The organism is Brevibacterium sanguinis (genome assembly GCF_039528855.1).
GTDB classification, from domain to species: domain Bacteria; phylum Actinomycetota; class Actinomycetes; order Actinomycetales; family Brevibacteriaceae; genus Brevibacterium; species Brevibacterium sanguinis.
The window spans coordinates 187,194-201,547 of the sequence record NZ_BAAAMB010000010.1 but is presented as its reverse complement, the minus strand read 5'-3'; the positions used below and the strand labels follow the sequence as shown (position 1 = coordinate 201,547).

Genomic DNA, 14,354 nt, shown 5'->3' with positions numbered 1-14,354 from the left:
GCTCAGCACCCGACCTTGCACTCAGTACCCGACCCAGGCTCCGCGCTCCTGGTCGAGGACCTTCGGGTGGAGGAGGGTCGAGGCTTCGACGTTCCTCACCGACGCACGGTCGCGGTCGGGCGGGAACGTCGTCGAGGCGCTGAGCACCTCGGGGGTGACGAACCTCAGATCCGTCGGCGCATCCGGCGCCAGGGCGACGATCGGACCGGTGCCGCCGTCGGTCCCCGCCGGAGTGCCGCTGCTGCCGGCATCCCCGGGAGCCGCGGCGAGGAAGTAGCCCCAGTCGCCGAAGCTCGGGACATCGACGTGGTACGGCGTCGTCGCCAGTCCCGCCTCGGTGACGGCCTGCCCGATTCCCCAGTACGCCTCCGGGGCGAAGTACGGGGAGCCCGCCTGGACGACGAGACGGGCCCCGGGGGCCATGACCTGCCTGATGAGCCCGTAGAACTCGACGCTGTAGAGCTTCGAGGTGGCGACGTCATCGGGGTCGGGCAGATCGGCGATGACGGCGTCGTAGGCCGGGTGCTCGGTCTCCCGCAGCCACGTGAACGCATCGGCGGCGACCGTCGTCACCCGCGGATCGTCGAGCGAGTTCTCATTCGAGGCCGTGAAGTGGGGCGAGGTGCGGGCGAGGTCGACGACGCGGGGATCGAGGTCGACGAGGGTGACGGTTTCGACGTCGGGGTACTTGAGGATCTCCCGCACGGCGAGCCCGTCGCCGCCGCCGAGGACGAGGACATTGCCGCGGGGCCCGTTCATCAGCGGATGGACGAGGGACTCGTGGTACCGGTACTCGTCGACCGAGGCGAACTGCAGGTCCCCGTTGAGATAGAGGCGGGTGTCACCGGTGCGCAGGGACTCGGTGACGACGATCTCCTGGTAGTCGGTGCGCTCGGAGACGACGATGGGGTCGCGGTAGAGGCGCTGCCGCGTCGTCACCTCGATGTCGTCGGTGAAGACCCACACGACGGTGAGGCCGCCGACGATGAGGACGAGGAGGCCGGCGAGCAGGACCCGGGTGCGGCGGGCCACCTCGGCGCGGAAGAGCCAGAGGACGATGAGGATGCCGACGACGGTGTTGGTGATGCCGACCGCGAGCGCCCCCTTCGTCAGCCCGAAGAGGGGGAGGAGGACGAACGGGAAGGCGAGTCCGCCGACGAGGCCCCCGACGTAGTCGGCGGCGAAGAGATCGGCGACGGCGCTCGAGGCCCGCTGCGCCCGGATGCGCTGGACGAGCTCCATGAGCAGGGGGATCTCCGCGCCGATGAGCGCTCCGATGAGGAACGCGAGCCCGACCATCGCCACCGTGTAGACGTCGGCGAAGGCGAAGGCGAGGTAGAGGAGGATGACGGAGAGGCCGCCGATGATGCCGAGGGCGGCTTCGATGAGGGCGAACGCGACGGCGGCGAAGCGGGTGAGGCGCTTCGTCGCGAGCGACCCAATGCCCATCGCGAAGACCATGACGGCGAGCACGATCGAGGCCTGGACGATCGTGTCGCCGAGGAGGTAGGACCCGAGCGCGACGAGCGCGAGCTCGTAGACCATCCCGCAGCTCGCGCAGATGAAGACGGCGAGAAGGACGAAGAAGCGGGCAGGACCCGGTTGCAGCGGGAGCGTCAGCGGTGCCGGTGCGGTCGTGCTCAATGCGGTCGCATCCTGCGGGCAGCGCCCGTGCCGGGCCGGGCAGACGGTGGGGCAGGGGTCACAGGAGTGCGGCGGCCATGATGCCGGCGTTGCCGATGTGCGCCGAGGCGTTGACCCACACCTCGGGGTGGAGCGTGGTCGCGTTGACGATCTCACCGCGCTTGCCCGGGGTGAGGGCGTCGATGAGGAGGAAGCTCGCGGCCATGAGGATGATGCCGATGATGCCGAAGAGCAGCGTCGTGACGATGCCGGCGCCGAGGTCGTCGGCGCTCGCGCGGATCGCGGCGATGACGATGATCGCGACACCGAGGAGGTCGGAGGCGACGAGGACGGCGGCGTTCGGCGACTTCTGCTCCCAGAGCACGACGTGGAGCTTGCCCGGGGTGAGGAGGTCGACGACGAAGTAGCCGATGAACATGAGGAGGATTCCGCTCGCGGCATACGCGAGGACGACCCCGGTCTCGTAGAGGAGCATGTCGAGGATCATGGCTGCCTTTCCTGGTGCTGTCGTCGCTGGTTCGGTCGCTGTCTGGTCATCTGGCCGAGGTGGTTCGACCGGCCGGGGCGGCGCCTCGGGGTCGTGCCGCTCCTCTGGGTCGTGCCGCTCATTTGCCCGACCCCGGTCCGCCGCCGCGGAAGTTCGAGCCGTCCCCGTAGTTCGACCCGGTTCCGCCCGAGCCGCCGCCGAAGAAGAACGGGAAGAAGAAGAATCCTCCGCCGCCGGAGCGGGAGGCGTCGCATCCGACGTAGTCGTAGTTGTCGCCGTTCTTCACGTAGTCGCCCTGGCCGGGGTTCTCCACGTACTGGTTGTCGACGAGGTCGTAGTCCCCGCAGTTCGCGCCGCCCGAACTGCTCCCGCAGCTCTGGAACATCATCGCGACGAGGAGGAGGACGACGACGAGTCCGATGACGGCGCCGCAGCCGAAGCGGCGCGGCTTCCTCCCCGAGCCCCCACCCGAGCTTCCGCCGCCCCGTCCACCGGGGCCATTGCCGAAGGGACCGTTGCCGACGGGGCCGTTGCCACCTGGTCCGCCGCCCCGTCCGCCGGGGCCGTTGTCGAAGGGCCCGCCTCCGAACCGGTTGCCGCGGTTGTGCTCGGCGTCGAAGTCGAAGGAGCCGCCGCCGGTGGAGATGTTCGGATTGTTCGACATCACCGCCCACCCCTCGCCGAGGCGGTCGCCGGCTCCGGTGCGCCCGTGAGCGCGGTCGTCGTGCGGACGATCTCCGCGTGCTGCGGGTAGACGTGCCACGTCTCCCACGCGAGGTGGCCCTGGCCGGCGGTCGTGAGCGCGAGTGCGGTGAGCGCATCGCGGTCACCGGGGAACCGGGCGATGACGTGACGGTCATGGGCGCGGACACGATCGTGCACCTCGGCGACGGACGTGCGGAACTCCGCCGGATGCGCCGTGCGGGTGCACCGGAACTCATGGCGGGTCAACCCGGCCCACGCACCACGGGTCCGCACCGGGGCATCCCAGCTCGGCAGGGCCGTGACGGTGGTCGGTGCTTGAGCCGGCACCTCGGCCGGCGGGCACGCGAAGGTTTCGATGAGGAGGTCACGGGCCGCGGTGGCGAGGATGACCTGATGCGAGGAGCCGATGACGTGGAGCTCGAGCCGCAGCCCCGCACCGGTGACGCCCGCCGGCTGAAGGTCGACGATCTCACTGGCCAGCGGCGCGATCCGCGGACGGTCCAGGGAGAACCGGAGGTCGTCGGCGCTCGTGTCGGCGAAGGGGACGTCGACGGTGACGTGAGGGGCGGTCAGGCTCATCAGCTGCTCGAGTAGATCGTGAAGGAGCCGACGGGGACGGGTTCGCCGGTGCTGACCTCCCAGCGGCCGTGGTCGAAGCGCTCGAACGCCAGCAGCTTCCCGTCGGGGGACTCGTAGTCGACGTAGTCGAGGCCGCCCTTCTCGTTGAGCCCCGTCGTGCCCTCGGAGCGGTAGGTGGCGGTGCCGTGTTCGACGAGGCTGTAGTCGGTGCCGTCGATCGTGATCGACTTCGACGTCGGTTCGATGTCGAGGTCGGGTCGGTCGCGCCAGCGCGAGACCTGGAGGTCGGGGTCGTGCTCGACGGTCAGCCACAGGCGGGTCGCGGAGTCGTCGGACTGGAAGAAGTGCTCAGCCCAGTCGTAGCCGCCCTCGGAGATCCGCAGGGTGCCGCGCACGAAGTACTTCTCATTGCCGAACTCGAGGAGGTCGCCGGCCTTGATCTGGGCGGGGTCGCCGCCGGTGTTCTGGTCGGCGGCGAAGGGGTCGCGCGGGGTGCTCGGGGCAGAGTTCCGCGCCTCGCGCTCCCTCTGCGCCTTCTTCGCCCGCGACCGCACGATGAGGATCGTGACGATGACGACGATGATGAAGACGACGATCATGATGATGACGTTGGAGGAGGACACGGTAGCCTGCTTCGCTTCGATAGCCGGTGCGGTCAGAGTCAGTCTAATCGACAACCGGGCTTTCGAGAGCGGTCATCGTGTCGGCGACGACGAAGCCGAGCTCTGCGTTGAGCGCGAGCATCGCCTCATTGTCCGTGGCCGTGTACGTCTGCAGCCAGCGGACCGCGGCGGCCTCCGGGAGGTCGTGGAGCTGGCGCAGGTTCGCGATCTTCAGCGCCCGCCCGATGCCGCGGCCGCGGTACGCGCGGTCGACGAGGGTGTCCTCCTGGACGGCGATCTCCGGGGCGTGCCGGGAGACCATGATCTCCGTGTACCCGACGGCCAGCGGCTCGTCCCCGGTCATCTCCGCCATCGAGCTGACGAGGACCCAGCCCTGTTCGTCCATCCGCTCCTCATGGCTGCGGATCGCGGCGACGTCGGCGTGGTGGTCGGTGCGGGTGAGAGCGCCGAGGGGGACGTCCTCGTCCATCTGCTTGCGCAGGGTCGCCCACGCCTCGACGAGCTCCTCGGGGCACATGCCGATCCACGAGACGATCGACCAGTCGGGGTCGGGGTGGACCTCGGTGGGATCGGCGGGACCGACGTCGGGGGCCGGAGCGGCTCGGGACTTGTAGCGGTTGGCGTCGGCGTCGAGATAGGCGGGCAGGTCGAGGAGCAGACGCTGCTCGGCGTTGCCGACGTGCATGCCGCGGGATTCGGCGAAGGCGATGCCGGCAGGCGAATAGGTCTCCGTCTGGACGATCGTCGCCGCGGAGTCGCGGAGGATCCCATCGACCGCCTCGGCGATCGTCGTGCCGTGGCCCTGCCGGCGGTGGGCGGGGAGGACGGCGAGTTCGACGAGGGCGGGGGAGTCGGAGACGAGGGTGATCTCCGCCCCGCCGATCGCCTCGTCGCCGAGGCGGGCGAGCAGGGCGATGTCGGTCCTGTCGTGGCGGGGGTGGGCGAACTGGACGAGCATCGACTCCTCGCTCTGCCACCACACGGCGGTTCGATCGTCCGTGTAGCCCTCGCGCATGATCGTCAGCCACTGCCTGAGACCGTCGGCGTCGTCGGCGTCGAGGCGGGTCACGATGAGCTCAGCCATGCAATGAGTGCATCATGTGACGCGTGCCATTGCAAGGGTTATCCCCGGTCAGGTGGGGTGTTCGGGCAAATGCCCTTGCCGTGTCAGCGGTCCTTCGGGCCTGGGTGCGTGGGGCCCTTTCCGGGACGCTGCTCGCCGTCGTGGCCGTCCTTGGGCAGGCGGGAGCCGATGTGCGTGCCCGGCTTCGTCATCACCCGGTGGACGAGGAAGAAGCCCACGCTGAAGACGATGACGATGGCGATCGTGAGGAAGATGATGGCGCCGAGTCCCGGAGGCATCACTTGGCCAATCGCCGGCGGTCGAAGAAGTTCGCGTACCGGGCGCGGAAGCTGCCCATCCCGATCGACCCGCCGACGACGATGGTCGGGGCGCGTCCGGTGGGCACCGCGTCGACGAGGGTCTTGACCGAACCCCACGACTTCGAGAGATCCTCGACGTTGACGGCCCAGTCCTCGGGGACGACGACGATGAGCGAGCCCATCCCGGCGACGACCTCGATGTCGATCGTCGCCAGCGTCGTGTCGGCCTCGAGGAAGTTGAGCTCGATGTTCGACATCGACGGTTCGGCCCGGATGTAGGGCGGGACCTGCCAGCGGCCTCGGCGGTGCTCGGACTCCCACGTCGCCTTGACGACGAGCGGATCGGACGGATCCCAGCCGCGGGTCTGCTGATGGGGCGGGAGCCGGCGGGCCGGTGCGGAGGGCGGGGTTCGGCGGGCCACCTCGGTGCGGGGACGGTAGCGCTCCGAGGGCAGCTGAGTCGTGAGATCGGAGAGGACCTCATCGAGGTCGATGGGGAACTTCGCGCGCTGGACGAGCTCCATCCTCTCGTCGAGCTCCTCGACGGTGATCCGGCCGTCCCCGGCGGCTTCGCGCAGCATCTCGATCGCCTCGTCGCGCTCCTTGTGCCCGATCCGGAAGGTGCGGGCGGGATCGGAGTCCTCGGGCGGAGAGACGGCGTCGGTCATACGCACTATCGTGCCCGACATGGGGCCAGGGTCACAACGGGGACCGGTTCACAACGGGGACCGGGGCGAGGGACCGGTCGACGGACTGGTTGGCGACGATGACCGTGTCCTACGTCAGGGGGTGGCATTAGGCTTGTCCTGTGTCCACCGCACTGTACAGACGTTACCGCCCAGAGACCTTCGACGAGGTCATCGGTCAGGAGCATGTGACCGAGCCGCTCAAGGCCGCGATCGAACGCGGTCGCATCAATCATGCCTACCTGTTCTCGGGGCCGCGCGGCTGCGGAAAGACCACCTCGGCGCGAATCCTCGCGCGCTGTCTCAACTGCGAGAAGGGGCCGACCCCGATTCCGTGCGGTGAGTGCCCGAGCTGCCGCGACCTCGCCAACGGAGGACCCGGGTCGCTCGATGTCGTCGAGATCGACGCGGCCAGCCACAACGGCGTCGATGATGCCCGTGACCTGCGCGAACGCGCGATCTATGCGCCGGCCCGCGACCGGTACAAGGTGTTCATCCTCGACGAGGCGCACATGGTGACCTCGCAGGGCTTCAACGCTCTGCTCAAGATCGTCGAGGAGCCGCCGCCGCACATCAAGTTCATCTTCGCGACGACCGAACCCGAGAAGGTCATCGGGACGATCCGGTCGCGGACCCACCACTACCCGTTCCGGCTCGTGCCGCCCGAGGCGCTGGGGAACTATCTCGAAGAGCTCTGCGCGCGGGAGAACGTCCAGGTGGACAAGGGCGTGCTGCCGCTCGTCGTGCGTGCCGGCGGCGGGTCGGTGCGAGACACGCTGTCCGTGCTCGACCAGCTCATCGCGGGGTCCGGGCCCAACGGCGTCGACTATGCGACGGCGGTGGCGCTGCTCGGCTACACGCCGGACTCTCTGCTCAGCGACATCGTCGACGCGTTCTCCGCCGGGGACGGTGCAGGCGTCTACCGGGCGATCGAGCGCGTCATCGAATCGGGGCAGGATCCGCGGCGGTTCGTCGAGGACCTGCTCGAGCGGATGCGCGATCTCATCGTCATCCATGCCGCTCCCGAGGCCGCGCATGCGTTCCTGCCCGAGGTGCCGCCGGACCGTCTTGAGCGCCTCACCCTGCAGGCGCGCGGGTTCGGCCAGGCCGAGCTCTCCCGTGCCGCGGACATCCTCAACCAGGGCCTGACGGAGATGTCGGGGGCGACCTCGCCGCGGCTCCAGCTCGAGCTCATCTGCGCCCGCATCCTCCTGCCCGCCACCACCCGCAGCCGCGATGCCGTGCTCAGCCGCGTCGAGCGGATGGAGCGCCGGATCGGCATGTCCGCCTCCGGGTCGGGTGGGACGATTCCGCAGGCTCCCGTGCAGGCTGTTCCGCAGACTCCCGCCGAGGCGGTCGGTCCGGGTGCCGGGGCTGCCGGTCAAGGCGGTGCGCCGGTTGGTGACGGTCGGTCGGGTGCGCCGGTTAGTGGCGGCCAGGGCGGTGCCGGTGGTCAGGGTGGTGCGCCGGCTGGTGCCGGCGGTGGCGGGTCGGCGCAGGGCGCTGGGCCTTTCACGGATTCCGCCCCTGACGATTTCGACGAGCTCACCGCGATCGCGGCGGCGGCCGAATCCATGCTCAATGACGTGCCGGCGGCGGACTCCGCTCCGCACGCGGGTTCCGCTCCCGAACCGGGGTCGGCTCCTGCTGGGAACTCATCTCCTGCTGGCAACTCTGCTCCTGAACGCTTCGCGTCCGAGAACCCTGCTCCCGGAGGAGAGGGGGCTCGTAGCTCGAGCGGTGCCCCGGCGGGCCACAGGACGAATGCGGATCATCACGGATCACCTCGTCCCGGGTCGAACGCGCCGTCCGAGCGCAGGTCGTCCGAGTTCGGACCTGCCGAGCATGGGCCAACCGGGCGCGGGTCTGCCGACGCGCGGTCCGCTGACTCGCCTCCCAATGACCCGCGATCTGCCGACTCGCGATCTGCCGACCCGCGACAGGGTCAACCGCAGCAGTCGGCCGAGCAGCCCCAACAATCGGCAGGTCGGCCACAGCAGGACGCGCCGATGCACGCGCACCCGGGACCGCAGGGTCCCGGCGACAGTCAGCGCTCTGGTTCGCCGGAATCCGCTCGACAGAGCGACGGTGGCGAGCAGCGTTCCACGACTCAGCCGGCCGATTCTCGGCCCGCGTCGCCGTCTGCCGATCGTCCGTCGCACCCTGATGTTCAGCGCCCTGACCCGGTCGCCGACGAGAGTTCAGCGAATTCGGCACCGGCGGCATCGGGTGCCGGAGCCGGCGGCATCGGCGGAGAGATCGAAGCGATCCGTCGCGCCTGGCCGAGCATCCTCGCAGCGGTGGAGAAGCGCAGCCGCCTGACCCGCGCGATCATCGCTGCGAATGCGATCCCTCAGTCTTTCGCCGACGGCGTCGTCTACCTCGGCTTCAACAACGCCGGTTCGGTCCAGGGGTTCCAGCAGCGCGACCACGCGGCGAAGCTCGCCATGGCGATCAACGATGTCCTCGGCATCGAGGCTCGCATCGACATCGGCGACGTCGGACGCATCGGCGGCAATCAGGGCGGGAACTCAGGCGGACACGACCAGTCCGGACATGGCCTGAACCCGGCCGGCGGCAACCGCGGGCCGAGTGCTGACTTCCGGCGGCCGAGCCCGCAGGAGGTCGCCGCTGTCGTCGGGACCCGCGAGGTCGACAAGCCCCAGGTCGACCATGAGAAGTTCTGGGAGACCGGCGACTCGCCGCAGGGTCCCTGGTCCTCCGACGACGAGGAGGGGGAATCACCGGCTCAATCGGGTGCGTCGGAGAACTCTGCCGAGGCAGAGGACGCCGCCGATTCGACCCCCGCGGCACCCTCCGCTGACGAGCCGACTTCCGTTGACCGGTCGACTTCAGCCGACGATCCGGCCGCAGGAGTCGACACGGAATCCACCCCGGCCGATCCCGATTCGACCGCTGTGGCCCCCGTCGCTGACGGACTGGTCGGAGGCGTCGATTCCGCTTCCGCTCAGTCTGATTCCGCTCCGGCTGATCCGGACACCGGCGCTGCTCCCGTCGATCACGGTGTTGCTGCCGTCGACTCCGACATCGTCGTTCCCGACCTGTCCGATGAGGACTTCTTCGGTCCGCCCACGACCGGTGCCGGCCTCGGCGCCCCGGACGGCGGAGACTCAGCCATCGGAGAAGCAGCGTCGTCAGCGGTCGCGACGAACGCTGCGACGGACTCGCGAGCCGACGAGAACAGCACTGCGAGTTGGACTGATTCCGGGACTGGGGCCGGTGCTTCGACGTCTGCCGCCGATGAGTCGGCCGATGAGCCGATGGAGTACGTCCAACCACGGTGGGAAGAACCCGTCTGGCACGATGCGCCGCAGCGTTCGGGTCCAGCAGCCGCGGACGTCGACTCGACGAGTGCCGGCAGCGGTGCCGTCGACGTCGGGGCTGTCGTCGTGCCTCCTCCCGAGGACGACGATCTCGACTACCTCGGCGCGTATGCAGATCCCGATGTCGACTTCAGCGGACAGGGCAGTGCGGGCCAGCCGGCGCCGAATTCGACTCCCACGCCGGCCCCGACGGGAGGCGCCGGTGCGGTGAAGCCCTTCAAATCCCGCTTCGCCGCGATCGCCGAGCGCCACGGCATGGACACCGGCGGTTCGGTCGCACAGAACCCGCGCGGTGATGTCGGCGCGCCTGCCAGCCAGGCGCCAGGTGGCTTCGCCCCACAGCGCGCCGCCGCCCCGGAACCCTCGTCCACCGGGTCGATGGAGGACGAGTATGATCCGGAAACGGACCTCGACATCTCCGACGCCCCGCAGGTCGGGGTCTCGGTGATCGCCAAGGTCCTCGGCGGAGAGATCATCGATGAGAGAGACGTATGAGCGCAGTGTATGAAGGTGCCCTCCAGGACCTGGTCGAGGAATTCGGCAAGCTCCCGGGCATCGGGCCCAAGTCGGCCCAGAGGCTGGCGTTCCACATCCTCCAGGCCGACTCCGGCGATGTGAACGCGCTCGCCCAGGCGCTGAGCGCGGTGAAGAAGCGCGTGCGCTTCTGTGAGATCTGCGGCAACGTCTCCGAGGAGGCCGAGTGCACGGTCTGCCAGGATCCGCGTCGCGATCGCACGATGATCTGCGTCGTCGAAGAGCCCAAGGACGTCGTCGCCATCGAGCGCACGCGCGAGTACCGGGGCCTCTACCACGTCCTCGGCGGAGCGATCGATCCGATGGCGGGCATCGGGCCCGACAACCTGCGGATCAAGGAGCTCATGCCCCGTCTCCAGGACAGCGAGGTCGACGAGGTCGTCATCGCCACCGACCCGAACCTCGAGGGCGAGGCGACGGCGACCTACCTCGTGCGTCTGCTCGGCACCCTCGGTGTCACGGTCACCCGCCTGGCTTCCGGCCTTCCTGTCGGCGGCGATCTCGAGTACGCCGACGAGGTCACCCTCGGCCGGGCGTTCTCCGGCCGCCGCGAGATCGACTGAGCAGATTCCGCCGCGGCAGGCGTCCGCGACGGCACCCACGATCGGTCAGCAACGGCGGCTGTGACGCCACATGACTCCTCAGAATCCCTTGACTCCCGAGTGCGCACGGTGCAACATATTGATTATCGATATATCGATGATCGATAAGGTGACACGTGTTGCCCGGCAGCGGGATTCCGGACGTGTCCAGGTGATCACGAGAGCGGAGGCAGTGATGGAAGAGAACGCTCGACGACGCGAACCGGACGAACGAAAAGGGCTGCCCGCTGGAGGGGTGTTCCTCATCGCCTTCGCTCCCGGCATCTACGCCGTCTATCTGATCGGCCTCTTCGTCGCAGGGATCGTGCGATCCGAGATCACCGTACGGTTCGATCTGTCGAATTCGGACGTCGCCTCACTCGATCTCGCTGGCCATTCGGCGAATCTCAGCGGCCTCACGCAGGTCACGCTGTCAACCGGAGATCTGGCGACGGAGACGATGGTGTTCCTCATCATCGCGAAGCTCTCGCTGGTCCTCACACTCCTCGGCGCAGCAGTCGCCCTCGTTCCGGTGGTCAGGGCGATCTCGGCGGGCAATCCATTCACCCCTGCGGCTCTCCGGGCTCTGGGCGTTCTCAACTGGGTGCTCATGGGCGGCATCATCACGTACTTCATTTCGACGACTCTTGGGACGAATCTCGCCTCCCGAGATCTCAACATCGCGGACGAAGTGGGCTCCAGTGCGTCGATTGCGCAGACGTACGTCATCGTCGGCATCGTCGGCGTCATCGAGCTCCTCCGACGCAGCTTCGTCTCCGGGCGGAAGGCACAGGAAGAGCTCGAGGGGCTCGTCTGATGCCGGCCGACCTCGGCGAGGGGCGCGTGGTCTGCCATCTCGACGCGCTGCTCGTTCAGAGGGAGATGACGCTCACCGAACTGTCGAATGCCGTCGGCGTTTCGCTCGCCAACCTGTCGGTGCTCAAGAACAACCGCGCGAAGGCGATCCGGTACTCGACGCTCGTCGCCCTCTGCGCCGCGCTCGACTGCCAGCCGGGCGACATCTTCACCGTCGTTCCCTCCTCCCGGCCGCCGGCCGAGCCGGGCCAGGGATGACGCCACCTCGCGCCGCGGACACCGACACCCCGAAAGATGAGACGACTGTCTGCATGACGGGCACCCCCACGAGCGGCGGGAGCCACCTCCTACAATGGTGGGGACGCCGGTTCGCCGACGCCGCCTGCACGTACGAGCATCATCGCGGGCATCGGCACCGCGAGAGCATCGACCGGCGCAGTCCGCACACGCGAACAGGAAGAGACTTTCAGTGAGCATTGTCGTCCAGAAGTTTGGCGGGTCCTCCGTTGCCGACGCCGAGTCGGTCAAACGGGTGGCCCAACGCATCGTCGAATACCGGCAGGCCGGCCACGAGGTGGTCGTGGTGGTGTCGGCGATGGGGGACAGCACGGACGACCTCATCGACCTCGCCCAGCAGGTCTCCCCGCTGCCGCCGGCCCGCGAACTCGACATGCTGCTCACCGCCGGTGAGCGGATCTCCATGGCCGTGCTCGCGATGGCGATCGCCAACCTCGGCTTCGAGGCCCAGTCCTTCACCGGTTCGCAGGCCGGCGTCATCACCGACGAGCAGTTCGGCAAGGCGCGGATCATCGACGTCACGCCCGGCCGCATCCGCTCCGCCCTCGACGACGGCAACATCGCCATCGTCGCGGGCTTCCAGGGAGTGAGCCAGACGGCGAAGAACATCACGACGCTCGGCCGTGGCGGCTCGGACACGACCGCAGTCGCACTCGCGGCCGCGCTCGGCGCCGATGTCTGCGAGATCTACACCGACGTCGACGGCGTCTTCACCGCCGACCCGCGCATCGTCTCGACAGCGCGCAAGATCGACGAGATCGGGTTCGAGGAGATGATGGAGATGGCCGCCTCGGGGGCCAAGGTCCTCATGCTCCGCTGCGTCGAATACGCTCGCCGCTACGACGTGCCCGTCCACGTGCGCTCGTCGTTCTCCCGCAAACAGGGCACCTGGGTCACCGACTCGCCCGTCCCCGAAGCATTTCTGCCGGCACGCAGTGCGAAGGCAGCGGAATCAGAAACGGAGTCCACCATGGAACAGGCAATCATCTCCGGTGTCGCCCACGATCGCTCGGAGGCCAAGGTCACGATCGTCGGCGTGCCCGACATCCCCGGCAAGGCGGCGGAGATCTTCAAGACGATCGCCGGCCAGGAGATCGACATCGACATGATCGTCCAGAACATCTCCACCCGGGAGCCCGGCAAGACCGACATCTCCTTCACCCTGCCGAAGACGGACGGGTCGAAGGCGATCGAGGCCCTCGACGCCGCCAAGGCGAAGATCGGCTTCGACCAGGTCCGCTACGACGACCAGATCGGCAAGCTCTCCGTCGTCGGCGCCGGCATGCGCTCCCACCCGGGTGTGACCGCGACGCTCTTCGAAGCGCTCAGCGACGCTCAGGTCAACATCGACATGATCTCCACCTCGGAGATCCGCATCAGCGTCGTCACCAGGGCCGACCTGCTCGACGACGCCGTCCGCGCCGCACACGCGGCGTACGGACTCGACAGTGACGAAGACGAAGCAGTGGTCTACGGAGGGACAGGACGATGAGCGTTTCAATCGGAGTGGTCGGAGCAACCGGCCAGGTGGGCGGGGTCATGCTCGACCTCCTCGCCGATGATCCCGGGTTCGAGATCGACACCCTGCGCCTCTTCGCCTCGGCGCGCTCGGCCGGCAAGGTCGTCGAATTCCAGGGCCGTGAGATCGTCGTCGAGGATGCCGCCGAGGCGGACCCGACCGGTCTCGACATCGCCCTGTTCTCCGCCGGCGGAGCGACCTCCCGGGCGCAGGCCGAGCGCTTCGCCGCGGCCGGGGTCATCGTCGTCGACAACTCCTCGGCGTGGCGCTCGGACCCCGAGGTCCCACTCGTCGTCAGCGAGGTCAACCCCGGCGCCCTCGACTCCGTGCCCAAGGGGATCATCGCGAACCCCAACTGCACGACGATGGCCGCGATGCCCGTGCTCAAGGCCCTCGACGCCGAGGCGGGGCTCAAGCGCCTCATCGTCGCGACCTACCAGGCGGTGTCCGGCTCGGGTCTCAGCGGCGTCGAGGAGCTCGCCGGTCAGCTCGAAGCCGGCGTCGCCGATGCCCGCAAGCTCACCCGCGACGGCAGTGCCGTCGACCTTCCTGCGCCGGACAACTACGTCGAGCCCATCGCCTTCAACGTCCTGCCGCTGGCGGGCAGCATCGTCGACGACGGTGAGCTCGAGACCGACGAGGAGAAGAAGCTGCGCAACGAGAGCCGGAAGATCCTCGACCTTCCCGACCTCCTCGTCGCCGGCACGTGCGTGCGCGTGCCCGTGTTCACCGGGCACAGCCTGAGCATCCACGCGGAATTCGACGGAGACATCACCCCCGAACGCGCCACGGAGATCCTCAGCAGCGCCCCCGGTGTCGTCCTCGATGAAGTGCCCACCCCGCTCAAGGCGGCCGGGAACGACCCGAGCTACGTCGGGCGCATCCGCGCCGACCAGTCGGCACCCGCGGGCAAGGGGCTCGTGCTCTTCGTCTCGAACGACAACCTGCGCAAGGGCGCGGCGCTCAACACCGTGCAGATCGCGGCGCTCCTCGCCGAGAAGCTCGCGTCCCAGGCAGCCTGAGCGCGGAGCGCCCGATGAGCGCTGGTGGCAACCTGAGCTGACGCATAAACAGGTTGCTATATATAAATATTTATATTAGTGGCGGGCCCTTCGGCTGAGTAGTGTGAGCGACAGCAACGCTCCCCTGCAACCGA

14 protein-coding genes are annotated in these 14,354 nt (G+C 68.6%); 6 read left to right on the top strand and 8 right to left on the bottom strand.

All coding sequences use genetic code 11. The features are described from left to right. Positions 1 to 21: 21 nt before the first annotated feature. The 8 genes from ABD154_RS12855 to ABD154_RS12820 form a co-directional block, all read right to left on the bottom strand. Positions 22 to 1,644: a polyamine aminopropyltransferase gene (locus ABD154_RS12855; RefSeq protein ID WP_198500647.1), complete on the bottom strand. Its 1,623-nt coding sequence runs from the start codon at positions 1,642 to 1,644 to the stop codon at positions 22 to 24. Between the two features lie 58 nt (positions 1,645 to 1,702). Continuing rightward, positions 1,703 to 2,131, bottom strand: coding sequence for a DUF350 domain-containing protein (locus tag ABD154_RS12850; protein ID WP_344251401.1), 429 nt, complete (start codon positions 2,129 to 2,131; stop codon positions 1,703 to 1,705). 118 nt (positions 2,132 to 2,249) lie between these two features. Further along, positions 2,250 to 2,795 carry a hypothetical protein gene (locus ABD154_RS12845; RefSeq protein ID WP_198500649.1) on the bottom strand — a complete coding sequence of 182 codons (546 nt, stop codon included), beginning with the start codon at positions 2,793 to 2,795 and terminating at the stop codon, positions 2,250 to 2,252. After that, positions 2,795 to 3,415 carry a DUF2617 family protein gene (locus tag ABD154_RS12840; protein WP_198500650.1) on the bottom strand — a complete coding sequence of 207 codons (621 nt, stop codon included), beginning with the start codon at positions 3,413 to 3,415 and terminating at the stop codon, positions 2,795 to 2,797. The genes ABD154_RS12845 and ABD154_RS12840 overlap by 1 nt, the downstream gene beginning before the upstream one ends. Continuing rightward, the gene (locus ABD154_RS12835; RefSeq protein ID WP_232623846.1) at positions 3,415 to 4,038 is read right to left on the bottom strand and encodes a DUF4178 domain-containing protein; all 624 of its coding nucleotides are present in this window, start codon (positions 4,036 to 4,038) and stop codon (positions 3,415 to 3,417) included. The genes ABD154_RS12840 and ABD154_RS12835 overlap by 1 nt, the downstream gene beginning before the upstream one ends. A 43-nt stretch (positions 4,039 to 4,081) precedes the next feature. Then, complete coding sequence (locus ABD154_RS12830; protein ID WP_198500651.1) at positions 4,082 to 5,122, bottom strand: GNAT family N-acetyltransferase; 1,041 nt, start codon at positions 5,120 to 5,122, stop codon at positions 4,082 to 4,084. Between the two features lie 83 nt (positions 5,123 to 5,205). After that, positions 5,206 to 5,400: a hypothetical protein gene (locus ABD154_RS12825; protein ID WP_198500652.1), complete on the bottom strand. Its 195-nt coding sequence runs from the start codon at positions 5,398 to 5,400 to the stop codon at positions 5,206 to 5,208. After that, the gene (locus tag ABD154_RS12820; RefSeq protein ID WP_198500653.1) at positions 5,400 to 6,089 is read right to left on the bottom strand and encodes a DUF1707 SHOCT-like domain-containing protein; all 690 of its coding nucleotides are present in this window, start codon (positions 6,087 to 6,089) and stop codon (positions 5,400 to 5,402) included. The genes ABD154_RS12825 and ABD154_RS12820 overlap by 1 nt, the downstream gene beginning before the upstream one ends. Positions 6,090 to 6,229: 140 nt before the next feature. Between ABD154_RS12820 and ABD154_RS12815 the strand changes: the two genes are divergently transcribed. From ABD154_RS12815 to ABD154_RS12790, 6 genes are all read left to right on the top strand, one after another. Continuing rightward, on the top strand, positions 6,230 to 9,946 hold the full coding sequence (locus ABD154_RS12815) for a DNA polymerase III subunit gamma and tau (RefSeq protein WP_198500654.1): 3,717 nt from the start codon (positions 6,230 to 6,232) through the stop codon (positions 9,944 to 9,946). 5 nt (positions 9,947 to 9,951) lie between these two features. Next, positions 9,952 to 10,548, top strand: a complete 597-nt coding sequence (recR, locus tag ABD154_RS12810; protein WP_137825126.1) for a recombination mediator RecR — start codon at positions 9,952 to 9,954, stop codon at positions 10,546 to 10,548. Between the two features lie 214 nt (positions 10,549 to 10,762). Continuing rightward, a complete protein-coding gene (locus ABD154_RS12805) occupies positions 10,763 to 11,383 on the top strand; it encodes a hypothetical protein (protein ID WP_198500656.1) in 621 nt (206 codons plus the stop codon). Next, a complete protein-coding gene (locus tag ABD154_RS12800) occupies positions 11,383 to 11,640 on the top strand; it encodes a helix-turn-helix domain-containing protein (protein WP_198500657.1) in 258 nt (85 codons plus the stop codon). Before ABD154_RS12805 ends, ABD154_RS12800 begins: the two co-directional genes overlap by 1 nt. Before the next feature lie 211 nt (positions 11,641 to 11,851). Further along, a complete protein-coding gene (locus ABD154_RS12795; RefSeq protein WP_137825063.1) occupies positions 11,852 to 13,171 on the top strand; it encodes an aspartate kinase in 1,320 nt (439 codons plus the stop codon). Then, entirely contained in the window at positions 13,168 to 14,220 is a 1,053-nt protein-coding gene (locus tag ABD154_RS12790) for an aspartate-semialdehyde dehydrogenase (RefSeq protein ID WP_198500658.1), read from the top strand. The genes ABD154_RS12795 and ABD154_RS12790 overlap by 4 nt, the downstream gene beginning before the upstream one ends. The last annotated feature ends 134 nt before the right edge of the window (positions 14,221 to 14,354 follow it).